The organism is Streptomyces sp. NPDC050564 (assembly GCF_044457265.1).
In the GTDB taxonomy this organism is placed as follows: domain Bacteria; phylum Actinomycetota; class Actinomycetes; order Streptomycetales; family Streptomycetaceae; genus Streptomyces.
The window spans coordinates 26469-51489 of record NZ_JBITGS010000054.1 but is presented as its reverse complement, the minus strand read 5'-3'; the positions used below and the strand labels follow the sequence as shown (position 1 = coordinate 51489).

Below are 25021 nucleotides of genomic sequence, written 5' to 3'. Positions count from 1 at the left end.
ACCGCACGGCTCGGGCCTGGGTCGAGCCCGGTGGGTTGCCGAGTCCGCCATCGCCTGGCTCCACGGCCCCCGCCGGCTGCGGATCCGTTGGGAAGTACGCGATGACATGCACGACGCCTTCCTCCAGCTCGCCCCCACTGCATGACCCTCGCCCGCAAACACCCGGCTTTCTGAAAGCACCCCTAAGGCACCTACATGGGTTCCAACCGTGCCCGCTTCCGCGGGCGTGGCAGCTCGTCGAGCCGCGGAGTCCACGGATCCGGCCAACTGGCAGGGGCCGGCAGTGCCGGTTCGATGCGCCGCCACGCGCCAGATTGCGTCGGGAAGGGGCTGGGGGCCGCGCAGTGCGCACAGGACGGCCCGCGCCGTCGGTATGGGGGGTGTGGAGGCAAACCGAGGGGGAGCCAGGAGCAGGCCAGGGGAGCCGTGAGGTAGCCCCAGAGTCAGGACAGGTCGCCGGAGAAGGGCCCCGCTGGTACCCCTCCTCCAGGCGCTGATGTCGGTGCCTCTCGATTCGCGGTACGCCGCGGCGAGGTCCGTAGGAGCGTGGGGACGGCCCTCCGGTCAGCCGGCCGGACGGCTGGGCTTGCGGCCGGGGGCAGTGGTGGAGCCCAACCCCAGCAGGTACCCGGCCTGGAAGCGGGTGTTCGCCCCGGTCCGGTCCATCAGGGCGGCGATACGGCGGCGCACGGTGCGCAGGCTGAGTCCCAGGTGCCGGGCGGCGGCCTCGTCCTTGAGGCCGGAGGTCAGCAGGTGCAGCAGTTGCCGTTGGGTGCGGATCCTCTGAAGTGACGGTCGGGATCAAGCCGTGAGGCTGTACTTCTGCTGGTCGGGGCCGGGGTAGAGGCGTTGATGTTCACGGGCCGCGTGGAAGGCCCAGTAGCCCTCGAAGTCGCCGTTCGTGATCAATGCGCGGAGCTGGAGGACGGCTTCGGCGCCGTCAAGTCCCCAGCGGGCGCCGGTGATGTCGAGGCGGTCGGCGATCAGGTGGCGGCAGGCGCCTTCGACAGCGCCGGTCGCGATCGGCCAGCCGGCCGCGAGGGCGGTGTCGTAATGGAGCTGGTCGAGGTGGCCGGTGAGGTAACGGTGGCAGGTGATTACGGCTTCGCGGCGGGTGGCGGGAAGCTGTTCGGCTGCGGCCTGGGCGGTCATCTCGGCGGCGGCTCGGTCGGCGTGTCCGGCGAGGATCGCGGTGAGTGTCAGCGGTCATGTAATTCCCCACGATCTTCATGATCAGCTTCACGTAATTCCCCAGCTGGGCTGAGACGCCATCCGCTTATCGATCACCGGGCTGGTCTGGTCGAACAGGGTTCTTGATCGGGTGATGGCGCGAGAACCGGCGCATGACAGCACGGCCTCTTGGTAGCTGGGGGGTGCGAACCAAACCAAGCACCAGGAGGCCCTGTTGTCGCAGTCTTTCGCGCTCGCGTGCCTGGAGTCCAACTCGCCTTCCCTGTCGTGTGACTGCCTCGCGCACAGGTTCGGCAACGCGGCAGACCGGCCGGACCGCACCGCGTGCTATGTCTCCGACATGACGGACGCAGAGTGGCGGGTCGTCCGGGCTGTGCTGCCGGTTCCCGCCTGGCTGGAGGGGCGGGGCGGGCGGCCGGAGGGTTATTGCGACCGCGTGATGCTCGACGCGGTCCGCTACGTGGTCGACAACGGCATCAAGTGGGCCAGCCTGCCCGCGGACTTCCCGCCATATCGGCGCGTGCATGCTTTCGCCCGCCGCTGGCAGGTCACGGGGCTGCTCGCCGAGCTCCACGATCGGTTGCGCGACAAGGTGCGGGAAAAAGAGGGCCGCTTGCCGGACCCGACGGCCGCCATCGTGGACTCGCAGTCGGTGCGGGCAGCGGCGAACATCCCGCGCTCGACATCCGGCTGGGACGGCGGAAAGAAGGTGGGCGGCCGCAAACGGCACCTGGTGGTGGACTGCCTCGGCCTGGTCCTGGCCGTCGCGGTGACCGCGGCAAGCGTCCAGGACCGCGACGCCGCCCTCCCGCTGCTCGAGCGGCTGCGCAAGATGTACTTCTCCATCCGCTTGGTGTGGGCGGACGGTGGCTATGCCGGCAGCCTGGTCGACTGGGCCCGCGAGAAGCTCCAGCTCACCCTCGACATCGTCACGCACCGACGACACGACGGGGTTCGTGGTGCTGCCGCGCAGGTGGGTGGTGGAAAGAACGCTGAGCTGGCTGATGCGCTCGCGTCGCCTGGCGCGCGACTACGAGACCCGGCCCGCCATGCACGAAGCCATGGTCCTGTGGTCGATGACCATGCTCATGAGCGGCCGCCTCCTCGCGGGACGCCGCCCAGGTGCTTTCAGCCGGCCGGCTCCGCAAGCGCGGTGAACACTCCCGGCCGCACCTGGAGGGCCCACCCCCGCTCCACCAGGCGTTTCGCCTTCGACCGCAGCCCCTCGACCTTCGCCGGCACCGCCTCCAGGCCCAGGGCCACGGCCAACTGCTGGCAGCGCATGCCCTCCCGGCCCGCTTCCGACTTCAGCACCGACACGATCCGTTGGTAGTCCGGCGCGAGGACCGACGCCGCCATGCCCTTGGCCCGCCGCGGCACGGGCGAGCCCGCCACCGCGCTCCGCGCCGGCTCCGCAACCACGCAAGGCGGCTCGGCCAGCACCTCGGCCACCGTTGCCCGGGCATCCACCAGCCGCTGAAGCGCGCGTTCCGCCTCGGCGAGCGTGGCCTGCACCCGCTCGACCTCCTCCCGCAGCCGCGCGATCTCTTCCCGGACCTTCTTCTCCCGGGCCTCCAGCAGACCGAGCACCGACGGCACCAGCCACCTCCACGAGCCAGACGAGCGGACGAACCACGCCCATCTCTCCCGTCACCGACCGGAGTTCATGCGATCACCTGCCTGGCAGGGGCGGAGCCGGTGGCCGGTGCGGGGATACCGGGGGTGCAGCGGCTGCAGTTCTTCCTGTCCGAGTCGCCCTGGGAGGCGGAGCAGGTCAACGACCGGCGGCTTGAGCTGCTGCGCGAGCAGCCGGCGACGGCTCCGCACGAGGGCGGGGTCATCGTGGTCGATGACCGCACGGCGGCGGCACGAGAATGCTAGGAATTCCCACCGTCGCCGACAGGGTCGCGCAAACCGTAGTAGCCAGGCACTTGGGCATCCGAGTGGATCCAGCTTTCCACGAAGATTCCTACGGATACCGGCCGAAGCGGTCGGCTCTGGATGCCGTGGAAACATGCCGGCGACGCTGTTGGAAGCGCGACTGGGTGATCGATCTCGACATCCAGAAGTTCTTCGACAGCGTCCGCTGGGACCTCATCGTCAAGGCTGTGGAGGCTCACACTGACGCCGTTTGGGTGAAGTTGTATGTTGATCGGTGGCTTCGTGCGCCGCTTCAACTGCCCGACGGCACCTTGCAGAAGCGCGACCGAGGGACCCCTCAGGGGTCTGCGGTCTCGCCCGTGCTGGCGAACCTGTTCATGCACTACGCGTTCGACCTCTGGCTCACCCGGACCTATCCGGGAATCCAGTTCGAGCGGTATGCCGACGACGCGGTCGTGCACTGCGTCTCCGAGCGCCAGGCCCGCGAGGTCCTCGAAGCGCTGGGGAACAAGATGGAAGAAGTCGGGCTGCGACTGCACCCCGACAAGACCCGGATCGTGTACTGCAAGGACGGGAAACGGCGCGGCTCTTCCGAGCACACGTCGTTCACCTTCCTCGGATACACCTTCCGAGCCCGCTCGGCGTGGAACCGGAACGGAGAGGTCTTCACCAACTTCCTGCCCGCGATCAGCAAGGACGCCCTGAAGAAGATCAGCTGTGAAGTCCGATCATGGCGGCTCCACATGCGGATGCACCTCACCTTCTTCGAGCTCGCACGACAGATCAACCCCATCGTGCGCGGTTGGATGCAGTACTACGGGGCGTTCTACCGCTCCGAACTGCATCGTCTCCTAAAGCGCATCAACGCCTACCTGATGCGTTGGATCCGCAAGAAGTACAGACGGCTCCGGAGGTTCGACAAGGCCCACGCGTGCTGGCAGCGCATCACTCGCCAGCACCCGAGGCTCTTCGCCCACTGGGCATGGACCCCGATGTTCTGGTGATCAAGGTGGCAAGAGCCGTGTAACGGGAGACTGTTACGCACGGTTCTGTGGGAGCCCGGGGGTGAGATTCCCCCGGGCGACCCGACCGCTGATTGAGCACGGCGTGCCCGCCTCCACCCGGGCCGGGCACTGCGCCGTCCAGGGCCGGTTGTCGGTGGCGGCTGGAAGGCTGGTCGGATGAACGGTGATGAGCAGCTGCTGCGCGGCCGGGTCTACGGCCACGACCACGACGACCCCGACCCCGGCCCACTGCCGCACCAGACGTACGCCGCGCTCGTAGGCGGGCCGCTGGATGGACTGCTGCTGGACATCACGGGCTGGCGGCCGGAGGAAGTCGACGACGGCGCTGCCCTGCCCACCGAGCTGTCGCGGTGGCCTGGCGGCCGCGCCCTGTACGACCCGCACCGAGATGAACCGCGCACGCCCGGCCCGGGTGTGATGTGCCGCTTCTACTACTCCGGCGACACACCCTGACCGCTGCCCCGACCACGGCAGGTCAGCGTGCTGCTCGCCCGCACCACCGGTTCGTTACGGCCTGCCTTCGGTCAGGAGCTCTACGGCGGCAACGACAAGGCCAAGCGGGACCTGGCTGGTGATATGGCGGTCTTGGCCAACACCGCCGGCGGAGTGCTGATGCTCGGAGTTGCCGAGGACGATCAGGCCCGGGCGGCGGAGCTCCCCGGGGTCGCGCTCAGCGACGGCGAAGTGAGGCTGGCCGCCGCGCGCGGCTTGTCCTGCGGGCCGGGGTCCTGGCCGCTGCCACCTGAGCAGCCTGTTGTGATGAACAGCGCGGTGGCAGCAGTAGCTTAACGGGCCGGGATGACGAAGTGGGACATGCGAGTACGGTCCTCCGAGGTCGGTCAGGCTTGTGGCAGGAAGCGCCCCGGCCTACAGGGCGGCAGCGGTTCGGTCGGTGGCGGAAGTAAGCAGGTCCTGATGAATAGTTGTTCCGTCTCCAACTCCACGTCGTCCACGCCCGGTTGACTTCGGTGCCCGGGCCGGCTGCGCAACGGACCCGCGACAGTCCGAGCCCGATGCACAATCAGAACAATCCCTGCTCAGACCACCAGTGCGCAGTCAGAGATCACTGTGCAGACTCTGCGCCCCCGGCAAGTGGCTGCCTGCCGCGACGCTGGGCACTGCGCATCGCCGAACCGTACGGAACCGGGAGGGCGTGTGCGAGGGTTGCGCACCGGCTGATGCGGGAGTGGCCGAGAGGGTCCCGGGCCGGTGGTTTGTCAGCGCGAGTCCACCATCTTGTAGCTCATGACGGTCACTTTGGGCTTGCCCTTCGGTGACAGCTCGGCCAGGCCCTGGCCTTGGAAGGTATCCGTGATCACGGCCCTCTTCGACGGGTTGTAGACCGCTTCCTCCTTGGTGGGGCCCATCTGGAAGGAGCCCCGGTACGCCGGCTTGAGCAGCGACTCCTGGGTGTGCGCGGTGGGGAACGCAGCGAGCACGCCCCCGTCGGCCAACTCCAGCGCATAAACCTTCGGATACGCGGGTTTGGCGGCGAAGAAGTTCTTGGTGGACCAGCGGGCCTCGGCGCCCTTGTCACGGTTGTCGTAGAGGCTCAGTGAGCCCTTGGAGGTCTTCGTCGAGGCCAGCTGCTTTCCCTCTTTCTTGCCGCCGGTCTCGATCAAGTCCTCGTAGGCGCCGGTGAGCTTGTCCGGGGCGAGCGTCCCGACGGGCTGGGAGGGGTCGGCAACGGAGGCGAGCCCGTACCGGTCGACGGTGATCGCGGGTATCGGAGCCTCGCCGGCCCACAGAGCGAACACCATCTTGTATGTTCCGGCGACCTTGTCGAAGACCATGAGGACGTCCTGCTTGCTGTCGAAGGACGCCGTGGCCTTGACCGCGAACCAGGTCGCGGTACCGGCTGGGGGACGGTAGTAGGAGCGATTCTTGTAGGAGAACGGGTTTCCATGCGCCGTGCGGTTCGTGGCCGACCAGGTTGAGAACAGCGTGTAGTCAGCCTTGGAGCCCTCGTGGACCTGCCCGGCCTCGACCGTGCCCAGCAGCTTCGCATCCCGGGTCTTGTTGGCCTCGTTGTTGATCTTCTCGTAGTTGTCGAGCACCTTCTTGGCGGTCTCCTGCGTCACCACGCCCTGCGGAGTGCGGCTCACGCTCGGGCTGGGGCTGCCGGCCGCGCCGGTGTCCGAGCCTGCGCCGCACGCGGAGAGGGTGATCGCCGTGGTCACCCCTATGGCGAGCACGGTGAGTCGGCGCGGGCGCTTGTCCGGGTTGCTGGATCGGGTCATGCGGTTAAGGAAGCTCTTGGGGGAGTCGTGTCGACATGCTGTGAGAGGTTGAGCTGGACCTGGAGCCGGTCCTCGCCGCTCAACCCCTCAGTGACGAGTCCTGCGCGGAATGCGACTATCCGTGATCCGCGACGGATCCACCAGGACTCCCGGCGAGTGGCGTCGAGTCCAGATAACGAATCTCATACGCGCGTTCAGCGAAGCGCCAGCCGTCTGGGGTGCGCTGGTAGCGATCGTGGTAGATCGCGTGATTGAGGTGCGAGGCGCCACCACGAATCCGGATGACTTCGGAGAGATAGGCGCGGCCGGTCGCGGTGTCTCCTGAGAGTGAGATGACCCCGGGGTGGGTCGTCTGGGCGAAGACCTCGAAGCTGGCCTCACGTTGCTGCCCGAGACCCCGAATGCCGTCGCGGCCGGCGGCCTCGATGCCGGCGTCCGGAATTCGGACAACGCCGTCGGGCATGAAGAGTGAGGCAAGTCGATCGTGGTCATTCATCATCGCCGCGTCCGTGAACTCCGCGCGGAGCGCCTCGATCTCGACGCGGTCCCTCAGCTCGTCCGGTTCACTCATCACCGCCTCGTTCACGAGACGGCCGCCGACGGCGGTGCGGTCGTCGCGTGTGGCGACCAGGTCGACGACGATCCTGCCGCGATGTTGCTCGCCGAGCGCCATTGCGACTGCGTCTGTCACTGCTGCGACGAGCCGGGCCGCGATCTGCGGACCGTCGGCCCGGGTGAGCGCCTTCTCTCGGATGGCGAGCGTCACGGTCGGCGCTACCTCATGGCGCGCGACCCCGCCGACGGCCCAGCGGCCGACCGCGAGTCCCGCGAGCTGTACGACCACGAGGTTGCGAGCCCACTGTCCGTAGACGGAGGTGACCGCGTCCGTGAGCCGGGCGATGAGGTCGTTCTCGTGCCCGGTGATCTGAGGCTCGAGAGCGTGGACGGTGAGATGAGGCATGATCGATCCTCTCCCTTCTGGTCTCAATCGGTTGTCCCTCAGGGGAGGCAGCTCAGGCGATGGACGCCGCGTGGGCACTTCGCACGGGCTCGAGTGCCGCGGTCCAGGCGACGACACGGTCGAGCAGTTCCTCCAGAGAGCGCGCCCTGGACTCACTAGGAGTGAACACCGTGAATTTCTCGAAGTCCGTGGCCAGGTGAAGGGAGACCTGGGCCGGCACGTCCGCGAGCCCGAGCAGACCGCAGATCTGCCGCAACTGGGCCGCGGACCCGGCGCCGCCCACGACGCCGTAGGCGACGATCCCGGCGGCCTTGTTCGCCCAGCCAGCGTAGACGAAGTCGATGGCGTTCTTGAGTGCGCCGGGGAGCTGGGTGTTGTACTCCGGCGTGACGAACACGAATCCGTCGAGCCTATCGATCGTGCGCACCCAGGCCTGTGCCTCGGGGCCTCCGGTTCCGCCCATGGCGGGTGGAACCGGCTGGTCGAAGAGCGGAAGCCGGAACTCGGCGAGATCGACGAGCTCGAACTCGGCGTCGGACCTCCGCGCCGCGACTTCGTGGACCCACCCGGCGACCTGCGTGCCGAGCCGTCCCGGACGCGTACTGCCGATGATGATGCCGATCTTGGTCATGATGCGTTCTCCTGTCGCGAATCGGGGCGAACCATGGGCACGCGGTCGCCGCTGTGGTCGACCGCTGTGCCAACGCCCACACCGACGCGGTAGTGGCCTCGATCGTCAGGAGACGGGCCGCCGTGGTCGCCCGCTGACGTTTGCGGGTCCTGATCCGTCGTATCTCGCAGGAGGATTCATACGTGGCGAGCGAAAGGCGCTGACCCAATGGACATCACAGGCGGAAACGAAGACGCTCCGGCACGCCTTGCGGACGAGCCGCTCATGGCGGAGCGGCGCAACCTCGCCAATATCGCCTACCGGCTGCTCGGCTCGCTGACCGAGGCGGAGGATGCCGTCCAGGAGGCGTACACCCGTTGGTTCGCGCAATCTGTCGAGCGCCGGGCCGCTATCGCCAATCCCGCAGCCTGGCTGACCACCGTCGTGAGCCGGATCTGCATGGACCAGCTCCGTTCGGCGCGTATGCGCCGAGAGCGGTACGTCGGTGAGTGGATTCCAGAGCCACTGCCGGCGCGGGCCGAGTGGAGCGCGCTCTCCCACGGATCGACGGCGAGAGATCCCGCCGACCACATCACGTTGGACGAGTCCGTCGAGATGGCGTTCCTGGTCGTGCTCGACTCGATGACGCCGGCCGAGCGCGTCGCCTTCATGCTGCACGATGTTTTCCGGGTGCCGTTCAACGAGGTCGCAGAGATCGTCGGCCGCACGCCGGGTGCCTGCCGCGAACTCGCCTCGTCGGGTCGTCGACGAGTGGCTGCTGCCCGCACCGGCGGTGCACGGGCGCGGCGGCGTTCTGCCATCGTCGGTGAGTTCCGGCAGGCGTGGCAGGCCAAGGACGTTGATGCCCTGGTACGACTCCTCGACCCGTCGGTCGTCGCCATCGCCGACGGTGGCGGTCGCGCGATGGCCTCGCCGGTGCCGGTCCAGGGCCACCTTCGGGTTGCGGAGTTCCTGGTACACCTGGCGGGTCTCGCGGGCCGACTCGACCTCCTTGAGCGGACCGTCAATGGCCAACCGGGCCTCGTCGCGGTGAACGGCAGTGAGGTGCTGACCGTGTACGCGTTCGACATCGACGAGTCCCACATCCGACGTATCTGGGCGATTCGCAACCCGGACAAGCTGCAGTCATGGGGCAGCTGAGGCGCGCGTCGACCTCGAGCCTGACAACTCCCGCTGCAAGGCCGTCGATCGGTCGGGCCGTCGGCGCGCTTTGATGCCGTGCTCGAACCGGCCGCACCCAGATCTCAGAAAGGAAGCACCGATGTCGTTCAACTCCCACACCCTGCACCTGACCGCTCGCGGCACGGACGAGGCATCCGCCTGGTACCAACAAGCCTTCGGAGCCACGGAGCTCACCAGGCTGGTGGTACCGGGCGGCCGGCTGATCCACGTCCAGGTCCGCATCGGGACGCTCACCCTGATGCTGGCCGACGAGTTCCCCGAGATGGAGTCCTTCGGGCCGCTGCACTTCGGCGGCACCTACGGTGCCATCTACCTGCATGTCGACGATGTCGATGACACCTGGCAGCGGGCCGTCGATGCCGGGGCCACCGTGATTCGCCCGTTGAGCGACACCTTCTGGGGCGAGCGAGAAGGTCAGCTGTTCGACCCCTTCGGTCATCGGTGGGGGCTCACGCAGCATCTCCGCGACGTCCCGCTCGCCGAGCTCCAGGAGCTCACGACCGAAGCATTCTCCGGCCTCACCGCGGGCTGAACGCTGTGGTGCCGGCGGCACGTTTCTGGGGCTGGCCATCCACGCGACCACCACCAGGGGTAGCCTTCCCGTCCGTTCGAAGGTCCCTGGAGGCTCCCTGTGCACACCACCGTTTTCTTGCTGCGGAGCGCGCTGGGCCTTGGTGGCGGTCTGGTGGCCGTCTGGGAGCTGACCCGCCAGGCTTCGGGACCGGGCTGGAGGAAGCGGCGGGTCTTCTCTGCGGTGGCGGCTTTGACGCTCGCCGGGCTGCTCGCAGTCTAGGGATGGCCAGTCGACGTGCCCCTCCCGTGCCCGTTCCGTCGGAAAGCAGCGGGGAACAGCGGTCGCTGGCGGACAACGCTCACGAGAACGGCCCCTGACCGATTTACCTGATCAGGGGCCGTTCACGTGCGGTGGGTGTGGGATTTGAATCCACGGTGACATCGCTGCCACGACGGTTTTCAAGACCCCGCACGAGTTTGGCTCACCCAAGTGATCCGACCGCCCGCATGGGCATGCACGCGCCCCGGGACCTCAGGATGTCGTTTGGCCCGTCGCCCAGACCTCAGCGGGCGCTATCGCAGCGGCGCGCTCCAGCCTGCGAATGAGCTGCCAGACGACGACGATCGACAGCGCAGCGGCACAGATGTCCAGGCCGTCGATGAACATGATCTGCCGCAGGGCATCACGCGCTTGAGTCGCGGTGACGGCCTTCTTCAAATTCTTTGAGGCATCGTTGAACGCATACGCATTGCCTGCGACCAGGACAGATAGCCACCACGCCGTCAGGAGAGGATGTCCACGTCGACGCTGCGGTTTCGGCCGGCTGGCAGCCCACAGATCGTTGACGAACATCTTGGGAACGAAGAGCTGCGCAACCGGTATCACCCAGCCAAAGACCAGCCACACCCTGCGGCGACGCTGTCCCTGACGGCGTATCCGCGACATCGCGCATGTCGGCGAGCCAGATGCTGAACTGAAGCAGCACCATGAGGAGCAGCCCCGTCCGCCAGCCCGTCAGGTTTCTGAAATACGTGTCGACCTCGACGAGCGGGTTGTCGACGTATGGTCCCGGCGTCAGCGGTCCCGCCAGTAGTTGGTACTTGTGCCATGCCGCCAGCCCGGCTGCGACAGTCACCAGTACGAACGCGGCGAGCGCGCCGCAGGCAAACCGGGCCTGCCCACGCGGCAACCTGACTGCTCCAGCCACTTCACACCTCACAGAAGCCGCCCATTCGGACTCCCCGCAGGTCGGCAGCGGATCCTAACCCCCGGAGAAGCGGCTGACACAGCGTCTTGGCAGGTCAAGACCGCCCCAGCGAGCTGACATCAGCGGCTGACACCAACAAGCGCGAACCTCGGCGGTCGACGCCGGACCCTCACGACCGCTCATTCTGCGACCACCAGGAGAAGACGAAGGCAATCGAGCCGTCGTAATCGACCTGATAAAGATGAGGCCAGACCTCAAATCCTTTGCCAACGCGGGGCGCCGTCCTCAACCGATGGACGGTGCCCCGCCGGCTTGTATCATCCATTAAGACTCCTGCGACCTCGACGCGTACGCCAAAGCCAACGGCACCGGGGCCGACGTCATGGTGCGGACTCCTGGATCGGCTCCGTCGGTGGCGTAGCCGGCGGTTCGGCCTCGGGACCGCAACCCAGCTCCTCACTGAACTTCAGGGCCGCGGAGTGGACCACGGTCACCATGTCGACAGCCTGCCGGCGGGCATCGCCGCGAAAGGGCCAGTGGACCTCGAGTGCCATCCGTACCGATCTCTCTCCCATGCCCTGACAGTGGAAGTCGACCGTTGTGCGACGCCCGAACCGGCCAGGCCGGGCCCCCGCGACGGCGAAGGATTGGGTGGTCTCTGCCATCTCGAAGTACAGGTAGCACTCTTTGCCGGGTGGGAGTGTCGCCAGGTCGGCCCGCTGTTGACGATGACGGAGAGCCCGAAGCGCTGCGCGTGGTTCGTGATGGTGCCGACGGACCAACGCGTCTGACGGGCGATCTCGTTGCGGCTGACGCCGTCAGCGTGGAGCTGACGGAGGGTCTCCTCGTCCTCTGCGGAGAAGGTGCGGGCCACAGCCGGCTCACCCCCTCACGTACGTGTGGTGACGGGTGACCGGTCAGGTGATGCCTGGTCGATAACGCTGTTGAGCGAAGCAGACTTCTGCCACAGTGGGCCTGTGGACGTGATGACTGCCATATCGCTTTTCATCAGCCTTGTGAGCGTTATATCCAGCCTCGCACTGCCTTATGTTGCATGGTCGCTGGGACGCAGACTTCCTGGCCTAAACGTTGATCAGGAGCGTCGTAGGCTCCGTGCCGAGGTGCTTGGGGAGTCAGAAGGCGAAGGTGCGGATGGGGCTGCATCTTCGACGACGCCTCATGACTTGACCCATGGGACTGCCGACACGCGGTTCGCGCGGCTCTTGATCGAGTACTACGCGTACGGCTTGACTCAGGCGAGCCGTAGTTTCAGCGTGAGTTTGTCGTGTTCGGTGTTGGGCGGGCTCGTCTTGCTCTCAGGTGTAGCGATGGCGATATTGAAGGCAGATACCACGGGTGACCAGTACGCCTCGGTCACGGCGAGTGTCGCCGGGCTCCTGATGACTGCCATCGGTACTTTGTTCCATCGCCGGGCTGATCAAGCCCTGAAGCATATGGAATCGCAGACACAGTCTCTTCGGCAAGACATGAAGGTGGAGCGAGACGCGAGTCAAGCGATACGGCTGCTCGATGGCGTCGACGATTCTGCCCTCAAATCTCATCTCCAAGCGGCGCTTATTCTCAAGTTCGCCGCCGCCAAGCTGCCCGAGCTGGAGGGCGTGCTGAAGCCGACTGACTCCGAAGTGGCGCCGCCGGTTAATGACGTGCTCTTGCCGCAGAGGTCGGAGACTCCGGCCTCGTAACGAGCTAGCAGTCAGGGCGCAGGGACCAGCACGCGCTGTGCCTTGGCCCGGGTGGCCATCTCGGCCCTCGCGACGTCGAGATGGCGGAAGAGCTTCTGGCCCCGGTGGTCGAGCCCTCCGACCGTCAGGTGGCCTCGGCGCTCCCAGGAGTAGACCGTCTGAACGGTGACGCACGCGAGGAACGCCGCTTCCTTGACCGTCATCCAGACTTCGTCCTCCACTGACGGCCTCCCTGGGAACGCGAAAGACCCCGGACCTTCAGAGGAGTCGGGGCCTGCATGAGGACGCAGTGGTCCTGCTGATCGCGATTATGCGGACCGATGCTTCAAAACGCAAGCATGTCTCTGACGGGCCTGACGGGCCGCGAATGTGTGCCGCGATCATCTCCGCGCGATCTCTGAACGGTTTCGATCGCGGCGGGAGCGGCTCCTCGCGCAGGAAGGCGGAGAGTATCTCGAGCGCCTCTATGCACGTGACGTCGATCCAGCCGTTCGCCTCGCTGTGCGTCTGCCCCAGTGCCTCATAGAACGCAAGCTGCCTGACGACCTCGAACACGCGCTCACGCATCTCCGCAGCATTAGGCACGACGAGGAGGGCGGCATCGAAGGTGGTGGTCCACTCGACGAGTTCGCCAATCCATGCGCCCTGGCCGCCATGCGCCGGAGGGTGGCCGGGATCGGCTCGGCCTGACGTGCGTAGAGGATGTGCCAGGAGGCCTCGCAGTGGAGGAGGGTGACGACAACCGCCCTCCTCCCTGGCCTTGCGGGCCTCCTCCAGCAGCTCGGGGAGCACCGGCTCGTCGGAGCCCGGGTGGTAGAGGGGCCAGGTGTGCTGCGCGATGTTCATCGATGCCTCCAGGGGGACGGTTTTCCTTCGTGCCCTACTGGTGGACGGCTCGCAGCAGACAGGAACCCCAGGGCAGAGATTCTGAAGGGCTGTGATCCAGGTGGATGATGGCCCTCCAGCAATGCCGACAGGGGGGTAGGCGATGAGAGATTTCGCGACCGCGATGGTGTTCCTCAAGGCCCATCTTCGCGAGGACGAAGCTGCTGCTCGCGCAGTGAAGCCCGGCAAGAGCCAGGACCTGGAAAGGTTGCAGGCCCGGGTCCTCGCCGACGTCGCCGCGAAGCGCAGGCTTGTGGCCTGGGTTGAGGCGAATCAGGGGTCGACGTGGAAGGCGGAGGCGGAGGCCAGGGGTCTCCCCATCTGGCAGAAGGCGATCGTGGATGTGATCGCCGGTGTCCCTGAGTATTTCCGTAGCCCGGTGATCTCCAGGCTCCTTACGGCGTACGAAGACCACCCCGACTTCCAGCCCGAGCCTGGGGCTCTGCAGTTGGCATCATCGCGCTGGTGAAGGCCCTGCCGCAGAGCTGGGTTCTTACGGTCGGCGCGGACGTCCAGGGGTTCATGGGTACCAAAGGCCATGAAAAGCCTCAGTTCATCGCGCTGGTTGCCGTCGGCTTTCTGATTGCCGTCGCGGTACAGGAAACGGAGGCACGCAAGCGCGTGGGATCGGTGATACGAGAGCGACTTCACTCCACCGAAGCCGCCTTGGCGGCGCTGGTGGCCGGGAAGCACCGCGCCCACCTGCGATCCGAATGGACGGCGCACCTGGTGGGCCCCTCGGATTCCGGCAAGGAGCTCTCGGCCCGAGAGCGCGACGCCTATGCCTTGGGATTCCTCATCGCTGCCGTCAGGATTCGCCTGAGCGACACCACTCGGCCGTTGTGGCGCCCAGTGGACTGGGTGTTGCGCTCGGACGGCCGCGTCAACGCCGTCGTGGCCTCATGTTGCGGAGCCGTGGCCGGGTACCTCATCGACTGCGACGGCCCACGAGCCTTCCTGAGCACCGACTGTCTCGTTGTCGGTGTGATCGGCACCGGTGCCTTCACCTTCCTCCGCTGGCTGCGGACCAAGCGCGGCATCGAACTGGCCCAGCTCGCGAAGCGCGGTGAGACGTCACGCGATCCATCTCCCAAGTAGAGCTTCGCGCAGGGGGTACGGGCTGGGGCCGTATCTCCGACTTCCGCGGCTGATCAACCTGGCTGTACCCGAGCCCGCGGCCGGACGGGATCCCTGGGTTCCGCGCACTGAGGGGCCAATTCCGCTTGACGGGCCAACACCAGGTGGACGCGCCCGTGGTCGGGGTGGTCCGGCTCGCGGGCGGTGAAGCTGACGTACCCCAGCACAACCAACCGTCTGTCTGGTGAGTCCTACTGGGCGGCGTGGACGGAGATCTCGGCACGATCGGCGACGCGTTCCCGCGCTGATTCCCCGCCACCCCTCACGCGCCTTCCTCTTCGCCTACGTCAGGACAACCATGGCTTCCCGTTCGCTTCCCCGGCGCCGCAGACGGCTCGTCATCGCCACCGGTATCGCCCTGGTCAGCGGGGCCGTGCTGGTTCCCGTCGTCAACGCCGCCACCCCGGCCGCGATGACCACCGCCACGACCGCCACCACGCCCAGCACAAAGCGCCTGCACGACGACTTCAACGGCGACGGCTACCCCGACCTGGCGATCGGCGCGCCGAACACCACGTTGAACGGGCAGGCGAAGGCGGGGGCCGTCAGCGTGCTGTACGGCTCGTCCAGCGGGCTGTCGACCTCGCGCAGGCAGGTGGTGACCTGGTCGAGCCGGTCGACGACGCAGCCGCAGACGCGCTACGGCAGTGACCTGCACAGCGGTGACCTCGACCGGGACGGCTACGCCGATCTGTTGTCTCTCGTGGACATGTCGCCGATCAGCGGCTACGACGGACGTTTCCTGGCCGTCAACTGGGGCGGCCCCAAGGGGCTGTCCGCCACGCCGACCCTGCTGAGGAACGTGCCGGCGAACTCCCGCGGCGCCTTCGTGGTCGCCGACGTCGACGGGGACAAGAACCCGGACGTGGCGGCGTGGGGCGACGACTACGGCGACGAGAACACGCCGGGCGACGGCTCGGTGCTGCACGGCCCGTTCCACCGGGACGGCGGCAGTGCGAGGACGACCCGGTTCACCCTCTTCCCCGGCGAGGAGTGGTACGCCCTCGCGATGGCCGCCGGTGACGTGACCGGCGACGGCGTTGCCGATCTGGCCGTCAGCGCCCGGCAGCAGGACGGCGAGATCGGTACCGGCGGGGTCGCCCTGCTGGTGGGCGGTCCTTCCGGGTTCACGTACAAGGGCCTCCTCAAGGACGCCCAGGGCCGGCTCATCCGCGGCGAGGACGTCGAGATCGGCGACCTCGACAAGGACGGTCACGCCGAGATCATCGTGGGCCACTCCGTCGACGGCACCGACTATGACGTCGGCCTCCCGGTCAAGGGCGGTGCGATCGCCGTCGTCCACGGCGGCCCGAACGGCGTGTCCACCACCCGCAAGCCGGTGTGGATCAACCAGGACACCGCGGGCGTACCGGGCGTGGGGGAGTGGCGTGACGGCATGGGCTCGGGCCTGTCGATCGGCGACACCAACGGCGACGGCTACCCCGACGTGGCGACCGGCCTGCCCGGCGAGGCCTTCGACGGCCTCACCGACGCCGGCACCGTGCTCGTGCTGCGCGGCAGCGCGAACGGTCTGACCACCACCGGCATCAAGTCGTTCAACCAGAACACCGCCGGGGTGCCCGGCACCGCCGAGAAGCTGGACCGCTTCGGCAGCGACACCGCCCTCGTCGACGCCAACGGCGACAAGAAGGACGGCCTGATCGTCGGCGACTGGGCGGAGAACGCGAACAACGGTGCCGCGTGGGTCTTCTCGGCCACCTCCAGCGGCATCACCGCGAGCGGTTCCTTCTCGTTCGGCCCGTCCACCATGGGCCTGCCCGCGACCGGGGCCCTGTTCGGAGCCTCGGTGGCCGACTGACGGCGACTACATCCTCCTGCGAACGCAAGCCTCCTACCCCCACGTCGGGGGAGAGCGACATGAACAAGCACCATAGGGCGTGGCGCGTCGGCCTCAGCAGGGGGCCGTACGGCGCGGCGTCGTTGCGGCTGTGGCTGTGCGGTCCTGGGCTTTAGGCCAAGGCCATGAAGTTACGGGTCGGATTGTGGCCGCAAGTGAGGGCTGATCTGGAAGGACGTCGGACGCGACAAGCGGAGCCCCGGTAGAACTGGCTGGTCCGCCAAGACAAGCCGTTCACAAGAACCGGAGGCTCCGCTGTCCGGACAGCCTGTCATCACGCGTGAAATCGCGGTAGCCGAAGGCGTCTTCGCCCCGGGACATCTGGGCGAGTTAACCCAGGTCGTGCCCTTCGAGATGGTTGACGAGGTCCTCGCCGAGTCCGGGGCTGTGCAGCAGCGGCTGCGGAAACTGCCGGCCCGGGTGGTGGTCTACCTGCTGCTCGCAGCAACGCTGTTCGAGGAATGCGGCTACCTGGCCGTGTGGCGCAAGCTGACCGGCGCCCTTGAGACGCTGCCGGTGCCGACGGTGACCGCGACCGCGCTGTGGCACGCCCGCACCAGGCTCGGCGTGCGCCCGATGCGGGCCCTGTTCGACCTGCTGCGCGGCCCGGCCTCAGCGATCCGCACTGCCGGGACCCACTGGGCCGGACTGCTGGTGGTCGCCATCGACGGCACGTACCTGGACGTCGCCGACGATGCGGACGTGCGGGCCCGGCTGGGCAAAGGGGCCAACCAGTACACCGCCGCCTCCGGCTACCCGCAGGTCCTGCTGATCGCCCTGGTCGCCTGCGGCACCCGCGCGGTCATCGACGCGGTCTTCGGCCCCCGTAAACCCGGCGAGCCCGTCCTGGGACGCCGCCTGCTGCGCTCACTGCACCAAGGCATGGTCGTGCTGCTGGACCGCGGATTTGCCACCAATGCCTTCCTTCAAGCCGTGGCCGACGCCGATGCCGACTTCCTGGCCGGGCTCTCCGCCGTGCGCAAACCGCCCATCCTGCGCCGCTTCGACGACGGCTCCTTCCTCTCCCAGATCGGCACGGTTGAAGTCCGCATCATCGAATGCGAGATCACCATCGCCACCACCGCCGGGCGGCACACCGGCGTCTACCGCCTGGCCACCACCCTGCTCGATCCCCGCCGTTACCCGGCGTTCGAGCTGGTCAGGGTGTATCACGAGAGATGGGAGGTGGAGTCCGCCTACTTCGCGATCAAGCAGTCCATGCTCAGCCGACGCGTGCTGCGGGCCCGCACGCTGCCGGGCATCGCGCAAGAGATCTACGCGCTACTGACCGTCTACCAGGCGATAAGGATCGCCATCGCCGACGCCACCAGCACCGTCCCCGGGGCCGACCCGGACCGCGCCAGTTTCAGCGTCGCTCTCCACACCGCCCGTGACCAGGTCATCCAGGCCGCAGGCGTGATCGCCGGCACCACCATCGACCTCGTCGGCACCATCGGGCGCGCGGTCTTGAACCACCTCATGCCCACCCGCCGCCTGCGCGTCAGCCCCCGCGCCGTCAAACGGCCGTTGTCCCGCTACGCCTACAAGAGCCTGCGCGTCGACCGACGCACCTACCAAGCCACCATCAGCATCGACATCCTGTTGACAGGACCCATCAGCCCAGAACTTCACGGCCTTGGGCTTTAGCCGCCCAAGCCCCGCTCGATTGCACGCACGGCGTCTTGTGTCAACTGCTCAGTCTGGCCCGCAAGAGTCAGGATGGTATTCACCGTCCACGGTGTCCACGTGTTTGCGTGGCACCATCAAGTGGCCCTCGCGGGCGTGGAACTGACGGGCGGCCGCGACGTTGCGCTCCATGCCGCGCTCTGCGAGCGGCGCGCGGGCTGCGGAGCGTCCTTGCCGGCGGGCTGAATGCCGAGCGTCTCCAGGAGGTACTGCTGCGCGGGCTCCAGCCGGTCCCATCCCGTCTGCTGCCCGCCGATCCACGCCTCCAGGTCTTCACCCTGCACAATCAACTCGCCGGGCCCGGCAGGCAGAACACCGCCTCCCTTCACGTGGGCGAGGGCGAGCCGGTAGGCGCGCTGCCAGCTGATCTCCCACTCCGGGCACAACAAGCTCGTCGAGCGCCTGCGGGCCGTCGAGCTGGGTGCCATCGGTGACCTCGGCTTCGTCGGCCTGGACGACGACCCGGACAACCCCGGGGTCATCACCGGCTGTAAAGCCGCCCGCACCAAGCCACTCATCCCTGCGAAGAAGCAGGTCAATAAGCTGATCGCGTCTGTCCGCGCGGTCTGCGAGCAGGCCTTCGCGCACCTGAAGAATCCTCACCAAGCTCCGCCTGCACGTCCGTCACGCCACCACGCTCCTTCGCGCCCTGCTCGTACTGACCAACATCGAGATCGCGCGTTGACAGACGATCTTGACGCCAGACAACCGCCCCCGACCAGCGCGAGTACATAACCCACCCCACACCAGCCCCGTGACCAGCGAATTCAAGATGGTGGATGTTCAATGAGCAGCCGAACACCACCGGCCCCCACTCAGACGCCCCCCGCCGCCACCGCGCCCACCCCTGCGCATCCCCGCCCCTGCCGGCCGGCGCCTCCCGCCCCGCTCCCTACGACGGCAACGCCTGGGCCAGATACCCCGCCGGGACACCGCACCACCCGGCCAGCTGCTCCTGCGCCGCCTCGTCCAGCAACACCTCGCCATCCGGACGCCAACTGTCCTTGCGCTGCACTGGGCCCGACCACAGCCACGATCCCGCCAGGTCACCGGTCTCCAGCACGTACGCGGCTGCCACCCGGTGCAAAAACGACCACGTCGTCTCACCCACGACGGGAACCACCCGTAAAGCCGCCGTCCCCCCGACCGCCTCCCGACCACGACCAGAGTCGCAACGGCGGGCCCCGCAGCCCGCCTCCCGATCCCGATGCACGCCCAACGAGCATCGAAGTCGCCCGGTACCGGCCCCGGCGTCAGGTGCATGCACGGCACCCGCAACCAGGACCCCATGCAGGTGCGCTCTGAGCCCGGAGGGTCCGCGCCGGCGAGGCGCTTCGAAGACCGCCTCTTTCTGCACACGGCCCTGCTCCGTTCTCCGTACTGCGCGGCGCCGCTTCCAGAGCGTTCACTCTCATTCCATTGCAATGAATGATCGCAGGTCTGTTGCATTCCTGTCAGGGTCGTTGCAATGATTTCCCTCAATCTACCTGCAACAACAATGCTTTGACGCAACAAGCTTGTTGGCAGATCTACGAACGCAACGTAGCGTTTCTTTTGTCGGAAAATGCGGGCCAAGGGGGCTCGCACCGGCCTATGAAGGAGTTGCGTGATGCAGAAGTTCGCTACCCCCGCCCCCGTCCAGGCCGTTCTCGCCATCCCTGCCGGACGCATCCAACTGATCGCCGCTGACTGCTGCGACACCACGGTCGAGGTCCTGCCCGCCAACGCTTCGAAGAGCCGTGATGTGAAGGCGGCCGAACAGATCCAGGTCACCTACGACAGCGGTGTCCTGCGCATCGAGGCCCCCCAAGCGAACAACCGGATCCTCGGCCCCTCCGGCTGCGTCGAGGTGACCGTCCAGTTGCCGGCCGGCTCCCGTGTGGAGGCGAAGACGGAGGGTGCGGAGTTCCGCGGCGTGGGACGCCTCGGTGACGTCTCCTTCGACGGCGGCTACCGCACCGTGAAGATCGACGATGCCGACAGCGCCCGCCTGACGGCCCTGGACGCCGACATCACGGTCGGCCGCCTGAACGGTCCCAGTGAGATCAGCACCCAGAAGGGCGACGTGACCGTCACCGAGGCCGTGCGCGGCAGCCTCGCCCTGACCACGCAGATGGGCGACATCACCGTCGCCGCCGCCCACGGCGTCTCCGCCTCCCTCGACGCCGGCACCGGCTACGGCCGTATCGACAACACGCTGAAGAACGACGGCACCCCGGCCCTGACCGTCAAGGCGACCTCCACGCACGGCGACATCACCGCTCGCAGCCTCTGATCTGTCGGGTGGGAGTGCAGGCACTTGGCCGGACTCCACATCGACGGCCACTTCCTCTGCTCTGCCCGGTGATCCACACGAAATCCGCGCCGGGGCGGTCGAGTCGGGTCGAGGTCGTGGAGAGAGCGGGAAGTCTCCACGACCTCGACAGGCCGGGGAGCCTTGCAGCTCACGTTATGAGCTGCGACACGGTCGGACGGCGCGCAACGCCGCCGCTGCGGGAACCGGAAGGCTGACCTGAGCGAAGGAGGTCGGTTGCGTCCAGGGAAGTGGTGTACGGGTTCGACCTGATCCGGGGGTTTGCTCCGGCGTCGGGATGAGGCCCGCATAGATGAACGGCCACCGGCTGATCTTCGAGGTGTCGAAGCTCGAAGGAGATCAGCACGATGACCGCACCAGACAGTCTGCCTCTGCACGCTCTCGCCGAGGACAATCTCGCCGCGGCGAGTTCCGATCTGCTGCGCGCGATGGTCAAGACATTCGCCGACGCGCTCATGTCCGCGGAGGCCGATGCCCTCTGCAACGCCGAATACGGCCGGGGAGTCCGCTCCACCGGAGGATGGCCGGCACTGCCCTTCCTGCCGCTGCGACCTGCCCCGGCAGCACCCGACCCTGCGACAGGTCCTCTTCGGATGCCGTCCGCGAAGTAAGTAGCCCGGCATCTGGGGTTCGCGGCCGGGCGACGTCCCCGGAGGCAGATGCCCGATACCGCGCACGTGTCCGCCCGGGGGCCGGGAATGCCGGAGCGGCGCGGGCTGTTTGTCAGGGTGTGGTCGTGGAGGGGACAGTGCCCCGGGCCTCACCTATAGCCCGCAGGGAAGATCGTTCGGCTGAAGCCCTGCGGAGCCTTTCGCCGCGTAGGCGACCGCCCTTCACGACCCATGCACGTCGTGGCCTCGGCAACGTGTGCTGTCCGGGGTCGCATGCGCGATCAGGGCCCGACCGTGACCGGTGGGCCCTGATCGCGTTGCGCCGGGCATGAATGAGGGCGATCGGTTTGATCTCGACGAGGTCGGCTTCGTGCCCGTCGAGGACCATGGAGCGGCCGGCTGTTGACCCTGGAAGAAGCGCATGACCTGCTCGGTCTGCTGCTGTCTGTGAGGCACCCCCCGGCTGAACGCACGTGCGCGCTTTCCCGGACTGATCTCCGGAAAAACCGGTTCGAGGCCTTCGCCACCGGGGACAGCAGCCGGAGCCGGGCGCGGCTGAGCCCGCAGCAGGCACAGGGCATTGTGGTCCAGCATCTGGCGGAACTCTGCGCCTGAGAGGGCCCGTTCGTGCCCCCGATCACCAGCCGACCCTCAGAGCACCTCGGGCAGCCCGAAGTCCACGACCTGCTCCGCCCCCAGGAACGAGACGATCTGCGCCACCCGCTCCTGGCGTAGTGTCAGGACAGTGAGCGACCAGGCCCCGTGCACCACGTCAGGCGCTGCTCCCACGTAGAACGCCACTGCCGGCTGCCCGTTGGCCGAAGTGGGCCGATAGCGCCAGCTCGGGCAGCGGGTCAGCGGAACGGCCCTCGCGAAGTCCATCACCGCGTCCACACCGGCGTACCACTGTGCCAGCGGCGGCATCGACCAGGTGACGTCCTTGGTGAGCAGCGCGACCAGGGCGTCGGTGTCGCCGCGCTCCAGGGCGGTGGCGAACGAGGCTGCGACCTCACGTACCCGTGCATCGCCGACCATCCGCAGGGTCTGCTGCTGGGACACGTCCGGCACCCTCGCCGCGAGCAGCCGCCGGGCCCGGGCCAGGGCGGAGTTCACCGAGGTGGTGGAGGTGTCCATCATCGTGGCGATCTCGGCGGCGGAGAAGCCGAGCACGTCGAACAGGAGCAGCGCGGCCCGCTGGTTGCCGGGCAGGTGCTGCACGGCCGCGACGAAGGCGAGTTCCACCGCCTCGCGTTGCTCGTACCTGGCGGCGGGACCGGCGGGGCCGGCCGGCAGGCCCGCGTCGGCGTAAGGGCCCAGCCAGGCGACCTCCGTCAACGGCGTGGCGTCGATCACCGCGTGGCCGCTGGCCGGGCCGAGGTCCACCGGCAGGGCTCGGCGGCCGCGGCGGTCGATGGCGTCCAGACAGGTGCGGGTGGCCACCGTGTAGAGCCAGGCGCGCAGCGAGCTGCGGCCCTGAAACCGGTCCAGGCCACGCCAGGCACGCAGCATGGCCTCCTGCAGCGCGTCGTCGGCGTCGTGGGTGGAGCCGAGCATGCGGTAGCAGTGGGCGTGCAGCTCCCGGCGCAGCGGCGCCACCAGGCGGGTGAACGCGGCGTCGTCGCCGTCGCGGGCCAGTGCCAGGTCGGCGGCCGCGGACGGTCCTGAGAATTCCTGCTCACGAGAGACGATTCTGCCTCACCGCAGGAGTCACCTCTTGGACCGTGCGTTCCGACATCCCGAGGAGGACCCCATGACGAGCCCCGACACGAACACCGAATACCCGCACACGGCCGCCTGGTTCGACATCTCGACCCCTGACGCGCCGCGCGCCCACCGCTTCTACCAGGAGCTGTTCGGCTGGCCGGTTAACGTGCTGGACGGGACCTACGCGCTGGTGGGCGCGGACGGTGGCCGACCGGCCGGTGGGATCGGCCAGGCGGGTCCGGGCAGCCCGTACACCGGGGTCGTCGTCTACTTCCGGGTCGCGGACGTGGACGTGGCCCTCGCCAAGGCCGAGGAGCTGGGCGGCAGCCGCCGGCTGGAGCCGCAGAGCCTGCCCGGGATGGGCCGGATGGCCGTGTTCACCGACCCGGACGGCAACCCCGTCGGCCTGCTCAGCGCCTGAGATCGGAGACCCTTCATGACGACCATCGACCCCAAGGCCGACCTGCGCCGCTACCTTCAGGATGCCCGCGAGACCATGCTGTGGAAGCTGGACGGTCTGACGGAGCGTGACGTCCGCCGCCCGCTCACCCCGACCGGGACCAACCTGCTCGGCCTGGTCAAGCACCTGGCCGGCGTCGAGCTGCTCTACCTGGGCTGGGTGTTCGACCGGCACTACGCCGTGCCGGTCCCCTGGTTCCGCCCGGACCTGGGTCCGGCGGGGCTCGCGCCCAACACCGACCAGTGGGCCACCGCCGAGGAGTCCCGCGAGTACATCGTTGACGTCTACCGCAAGGCCTGGCAGCACGCCGATGTGACCATCGAGGCGCTGCCGCTGGACGCCGTCGGCCACGTCCCGTGGTGGCCGGCGCAGGCCGGTGCCGCCAGCCTGCACCGGGTACTGGTCCACCTGATCGCCGAGACCGAGCGGCACACCGGGCACGCCGACATCGTCCGCGAGCTGATCGACGGCGCGGTGGGCTACCGCCGGGGTACCGAGCGGCTGCCCACGGCGGACGAGCAGTGGTGGGCGGCGTACCGCGACCGCGTGGCGGCGGTGGCCGAGCAGAGCAGAGCTGAGCTGAGCCGGCCGGGCCCGCCGACCCACGGCGGGGCCGACCCGCTCCGGCGACGCCGACGCACTCTGCCCGGTAGCCCGTTCACGCGGCCTGCCCCACCGGCACCCGAACTGTTCGCCGTCGGCGACCAGGTGACACTTCCGTTGGAGTGAAGATCTCGATCAGCCGCTGCCCGCCACGCCTCAACGCGTCATGGTTCCTCTGAGGCAATCAGGGTCGAAGGGAGCAGGGTTGTGCATATGAGGCGTATCGGAACAATCCTGAGCGCTGCCGCGCTCACCATGCTGGCCATTGCGACGAACGCTCACGCCGCAGCAGTCGCCTGCGGCGGTGGTGTGTCGACCGGCCGGGTGGCCGTCAACGGCTGCATCAGCGCCCAACGCGGAAAGGAAGGCCGAATCTACACTCGGGAGATCACGGCGTACGTCAAGGCGCGCAACACAGGGCCCAGGGCGGTGAACATCTCCTACGAGGCGTTCTTCCGTGTCGTCGACGGTGGCTACTGGGTGAAGTTGGGCAGCGCTCGCACCTATGTCCCGGCAGGTGGGACTGTCGAGCCCACGGAGGTGGGAAGCTCGACCCGGGTGTGCGGGCCCGTGAAGGTCGAGATTCGTGTACACGCCCGTGCCGACGGGGCCGCCTGGAGCGGGTGGTCTACCGCCGGCACGGCGCAGTGCCAAACCTGAGCGGCCAACCGCTCCGCTGCAACGCAAACTCCTCAGCTGGGCAGGGGAGATGGGCAGAACGTCGTTCCCGAGCACGATCGGCAGCCACCTGGGGATCGAAGGGTTTGACACAGGCGCTGACTGAGCACGGCGTGCCCGCCTCCACCCAGGCCGGGCACTGCGCCGTCCAGGGCCGGTTGTCGGTGGCGGCTGGAAGGCTGGTCGGATGAACGGTGATGAGCAGCTGCTGCGCGGCCGGGTCTACGGCCACGACCACGACGACCCCGACCCCGGCCCACTGCCGCACCAGACGTACGCCGCGCTCGTAGGCGGGCCGCTGGACGGACTGCTGCTGGACATCACGGGCTGGCGGCCGGAGGAAGTCGACGACGGCGCTGCCCTGCCCACCGAGCTGTCGCGGTGGCCTGGCGGCCGCGCCCTGTACGACCCGCACCGAGATGAACCGCGCACGCCCGGCCCGGGTGTGATGTGCCGCTTCTACTACTCCGGCGACACACCCTGACCGCTGCCCCGACCATGAACCCGACCACGGCAGGTCAGCGTGCTGCTCGCCCGCACCACCGGTTCG

30 protein-coding genes and 4 pseudogenes are annotated in these 25021 nt (G+C 67.9%); 22 read left to right on the top strand and 12 right to left on the bottom strand.

All coding sequences use genetic code 11. The features are described from left to right. Window positions 1-174, top strand: a pseudogene (locus ACIBK0_RS46405) (IS5/IS1182 family transposase); the annotation flags it as partial. Between the two features lie 390 nt (window positions 175-564). Here the strand turns inward: ACIBK0_RS46405 and ACIBK0_RS46400 are convergent. After that, window positions 565-780, bottom strand: a complete 216-nt coding sequence (locus ACIBK0_RS46400) for a hypothetical protein (RefSeq protein ID WP_399094828.1) — start codon at window positions 778-780, stop codon at window positions 565-567. 21 nt (window positions 781-801) lie between these two features. After that, window positions 802-1197, bottom strand: a pseudogene (locus ACIBK0_RS46395) (ISKra4 family transposase); the annotation flags it as partial. A 334-nt stretch (window positions 1198-1531) separates the two neighbouring features. Between ACIBK0_RS46395 and ACIBK0_RS46390 the strand changes: the two are divergent. From ACIBK0_RS46390 to ACIBK0_RS46365, 6 genes and pseudogenes are all read left to right on the top strand, one after another. Continuing rightward, window positions 1532-2074: pseudogene (locus ACIBK0_RS46390) on the top strand (IS5 family transposase); the annotation flags it as partial. Next, window positions 2064-2348, top strand: a complete 285-nt coding sequence (locus tag ACIBK0_RS46385; RefSeq protein WP_399094825.1) for a transposase — start codon at window positions 2064-2066, stop codon at window positions 2346-2348. The pseudogene ACIBK0_RS46390 and the gene ACIBK0_RS46385, both read left to right, overlap by 11 nt. Window positions 2349-2913: 565 nt before the next feature. Then, a complete protein-coding gene (locus ACIBK0_RS46380) occupies window positions 2914-3072 on the top strand; it encodes a hypothetical protein (protein WP_399094810.1) in 159 nt (52 codons plus the stop codon). After that, window positions 3066-4076, top strand: coding sequence for a group II intron reverse transcriptase/maturase (gene ltrA / locus ACIBK0_RS46375; protein WP_399094807.1), 1011 nt, complete (start codon window positions 3066-3068; stop codon window positions 4074-4076). The genes ACIBK0_RS46380 and ltrA overlap by 7 nt, the downstream gene beginning before the upstream one ends. Before the next feature lie 177 nt (window positions 4077-4253). Next, window positions 4254-4550: a hypothetical protein gene (locus ACIBK0_RS46370; protein WP_399094739.1), complete on the top strand. Its 297-nt coding sequence runs from the start codon at window positions 4254-4256 to the stop codon at window positions 4548-4550. Window positions 4551-4577: 27 nt separating this feature from the next. After that, window positions 4578-4886 (top strand): hypothetical protein, encoded by a 309-nt coding sequence (locus ACIBK0_RS46365; protein ID WP_399094804.1) that lies wholly within the window; start codon window positions 4578-4580, stop codon window positions 4884-4886. A gap of 428 nt (window positions 4887-5314) precedes the next feature. On the opposite strand, the gene ACIBK0_RS46360 is transcribed toward ACIBK0_RS46365, so the two are convergent. From ACIBK0_RS46360 to ACIBK0_RS46350, 3 genes are all read right to left on the bottom strand, one after another. Next, window positions 5315-6337, bottom strand: coding sequence for a hypothetical protein (locus tag ACIBK0_RS46360; protein ID WP_399094801.1), 1023 nt, complete (start codon window positions 6335-6337; stop codon window positions 5315-5317). A 115-nt stretch (window positions 6338-6452) separates the two neighbouring features. Continuing rightward, the gene (locus ACIBK0_RS46355) at window positions 6453-7298 is read right to left on the bottom strand and encodes a nuclear transport factor 2 family protein (protein WP_399094798.1); all 846 of its coding nucleotides are present in this window, start codon (window positions 7296-7298) and stop codon (window positions 6453-6455) included. A 52-nt stretch (window positions 7299-7350) separates the two neighbouring features. Next, window positions 7351-7929: an NADPH-dependent FMN reductase gene (locus ACIBK0_RS46350; protein WP_399094795.1), complete on the bottom strand. Its 579-nt coding sequence runs from the start codon at window positions 7927-7929 to the stop codon at window positions 7351-7353. A 207-nt stretch (window positions 7930-8136) separates the two neighbouring features. Here ACIBK0_RS46350 and sigJ point away from each other — a divergent pair, with 207 nt between their 5' ends. The 3 genes from sigJ to ACIBK0_RS46335 all read left to right on the top strand — a co-directional run bounded on the left by sigJ (window position 8137) and on the right by ACIBK0_RS46335 (window position 9904). Then, window positions 8137-9069 (top strand): RNA polymerase sigma factor SigJ, encoded by a 933-nt coding sequence (gene sigJ / locus ACIBK0_RS46345; protein ID WP_399094792.1) that lies wholly within the window; start codon window positions 8137-8139, stop codon window positions 9067-9069. Window positions 9070-9190: 121 nt separating this feature from the next. Continuing rightward, window positions 9191-9643, top strand: coding sequence for a VOC family protein (locus ACIBK0_RS46340; protein ID WP_399094789.1), 453 nt, complete (start codon window positions 9191-9193; stop codon window positions 9641-9643). 99 nt (window positions 9644-9742) lie between these two features. Further along, a complete protein-coding gene (locus ACIBK0_RS46335; RefSeq protein ID WP_399094786.1) occupies window positions 9743-9904 on the top strand; it encodes a hypothetical protein in 162 nt (53 codons plus the stop codon). A 252-nt stretch (window positions 9905-10156) separates the two neighbouring features. On the opposite strand, the gene ACIBK0_RS46330 is transcribed toward ACIBK0_RS46335, so the two are convergent. After that, a complete protein-coding gene (locus tag ACIBK0_RS46330) occupies window positions 10157-10570 on the bottom strand; it encodes a DUF4328 domain-containing protein (protein WP_399094783.1) in 414 nt (137 codons plus the stop codon). 642 nt (window positions 10571-11212) lie between these two features. Continuing rightward, window positions 11213-11407, bottom strand: coding sequence for a hypothetical protein (locus ACIBK0_RS46325; protein WP_399094780.1), 195 nt, complete (start codon window positions 11405-11407; stop codon window positions 11213-11215). A 411-nt stretch (window positions 11408-11818) separates the two neighbouring features. Here ACIBK0_RS46325 and ACIBK0_RS46320 point away from each other — a divergent pair, with 411 nt between their 5' ends. Further along, entirely contained in the window at window positions 11819-12535 is a 717-nt protein-coding gene (locus ACIBK0_RS46320; RefSeq protein ID WP_399094822.1) for a hypothetical protein, read from the top strand. 11 nt (window positions 12536-12546) lie between these two features. Here the strand turns inward: ACIBK0_RS46320 and ACIBK0_RS46315 are convergent, their stop codons facing one another. Continuing rightward, window positions 12547-12756, bottom strand: coding sequence for a MerR family transcriptional regulator (locus tag ACIBK0_RS46315; protein ID WP_399094777.1), 210 nt, complete (start codon window positions 12754-12756; stop codon window positions 12547-12549). A gap of 37 nt (window positions 12757-12793) precedes the next feature. After that, window positions 12794-13381, bottom strand: a complete 588-nt coding sequence (locus ACIBK0_RS46310; RefSeq protein ID WP_399094774.1) for a hypothetical protein — start codon at window positions 13379-13381, stop codon at window positions 12794-12796. A gap of 142 nt (window positions 13382-13523) precedes the next feature. Here ACIBK0_RS46310 and ACIBK0_RS46305 point away from each other — a divergent pair, with 142 nt between their 5' ends. The 4 genes from ACIBK0_RS46305 to ACIBK0_RS46290 all read left to right on the top strand — a co-directional run bounded on the left by ACIBK0_RS46305 (window position 13524) and on the right by ACIBK0_RS46290 (window position 18062). Beyond that, complete coding sequence (locus ACIBK0_RS46305) at window positions 13524-13889, top strand: DUF6221 family protein (RefSeq protein ID WP_399094771.1); 366 nt, start codon at window positions 13524-13526, stop codon at window positions 13887-13889. Further along, window positions 13886-14518, top strand: a complete 633-nt coding sequence (locus ACIBK0_RS46300; RefSeq protein WP_399094766.1) for a hypothetical protein — start codon at window positions 13886-13888, stop codon at window positions 14516-14518. The genes ACIBK0_RS46305 and ACIBK0_RS46300 overlap by 4 nt, the downstream gene beginning before the upstream one ends. A 337-nt stretch (window positions 14519-14855) precedes the next feature. After that, entirely contained in the window at window positions 14856-16376 is a 1521-nt protein-coding gene (locus ACIBK0_RS46295; protein ID WP_399094763.1) for an FG-GAP-like repeat-containing protein, read from the top strand. A 294-nt stretch (window positions 16377-16670) separates the two neighbouring features. After that, on the top strand, window positions 16671-18062 hold the full coding sequence (locus ACIBK0_RS46290; RefSeq protein ID WP_399094819.1) for an IS4 family transposase: 1392 nt from the start codon (window positions 16671-16673) through the stop codon (window positions 18060-18062). A 116-nt stretch (window positions 18063-18178) separates the two neighbouring features. On the opposite strand, the gene ACIBK0_RS46285 is transcribed toward ACIBK0_RS46290, so the two are convergent. Both ACIBK0_RS46285 and ACIBK0_RS46280 read right to left on the bottom strand, forming a co-directional pair. Beyond that, on the bottom strand, window positions 18179-18529 hold the full coding sequence (locus ACIBK0_RS46285) for a hypothetical protein (protein WP_399094760.1): 351 nt from the start codon (window positions 18527-18529) through the stop codon (window positions 18179-18181). Between the two features lie 464 nt (window positions 18530-18993). Then, window positions 18994-19212 (bottom strand): hypothetical protein, encoded by a 219-nt coding sequence (locus ACIBK0_RS46280; RefSeq protein WP_399094757.1) that lies wholly within the window; start codon window positions 19210-19212, stop codon window positions 18994-18996. 498 nt (window positions 19213-19710) lie between these two features. Between ACIBK0_RS46280 and ACIBK0_RS46275 the strand changes: the two genes are divergently transcribed. From ACIBK0_RS46275 to ACIBK0_RS46265, 3 genes and pseudogenes are all read left to right on the top strand, one after another. Then, the gene (locus tag ACIBK0_RS46275; RefSeq protein ID WP_399094754.1) at window positions 19711-20376 is read left to right on the top strand and encodes a DUF4097 family beta strand repeat-containing protein; all 666 of its coding nucleotides are present in this window, start codon (window positions 19711-19713) and stop codon (window positions 20374-20376) included. 386 nt (window positions 20377-20762) lie between these two features. Then, window positions 20763-20912: pseudogene (locus ACIBK0_RS46270) on the top strand (IS256 family transposase); the annotation flags it as partial. A 516-nt stretch (window positions 20913-21428) separates the two neighbouring features. Then, window positions 21429-21641 (top strand): hypothetical protein, encoded by a 213-nt coding sequence (locus tag ACIBK0_RS46265; protein ID WP_399094751.1) that lies wholly within the window; start codon window positions 21429-21431, stop codon window positions 21639-21641. A 36-nt stretch (window positions 21642-21677) separates the two neighbouring features. On the opposite strand, the gene ACIBK0_RS46260 is transcribed toward ACIBK0_RS46265, so the two are convergent. Further along, window positions 21678-22667: a sigma-70 family RNA polymerase sigma factor gene (locus ACIBK0_RS46260; protein WP_399094816.1), complete on the bottom strand. Its 990-nt coding sequence runs from the start codon at window positions 22665-22667 to the stop codon at window positions 21678-21680. A gap of 109 nt (window positions 22668-22776) precedes the next feature. Here ACIBK0_RS46260 and ACIBK0_RS46255 point away from each other — a divergent pair, with 109 nt between their 5' ends. The 4 genes from ACIBK0_RS46255 to ACIBK0_RS46240 all read left to right on the top strand — a co-directional run bounded on the left by ACIBK0_RS46255 (window position 22777) and on the right by ACIBK0_RS46240 (window position 24955). Continuing rightward, on the top strand, window positions 22777-23151 hold the full coding sequence (locus tag ACIBK0_RS46255) for a VOC family protein (RefSeq protein WP_399094748.1): 375 nt from the start codon (window positions 22777-22779) through the stop codon (window positions 23149-23151). 15 nt (window positions 23152-23166) lie between these two features. Continuing rightward, window positions 23167-23919 (top strand): DinB family protein, encoded by a 753-nt coding sequence (locus tag ACIBK0_RS46250; protein WP_399094745.1) that lies wholly within the window; start codon window positions 23167-23169, stop codon window positions 23917-23919. A gap of 87 nt (window positions 23920-24006) precedes the next feature. After that, window positions 24007-24453, top strand: coding sequence for a hypothetical protein (locus ACIBK0_RS46245; protein WP_399094742.1), 447 nt, complete (start codon window positions 24007-24009; stop codon window positions 24451-24453). 205 nt (window positions 24454-24658) lie between these two features. After that, window positions 24659-24955, top strand: a complete 297-nt coding sequence (locus ACIBK0_RS46240; RefSeq protein WP_399094739.1) for a hypothetical protein — start codon at window positions 24659-24661, stop codon at window positions 24953-24955. Window positions 24956-25021: the final 66 nt, after the last annotated feature.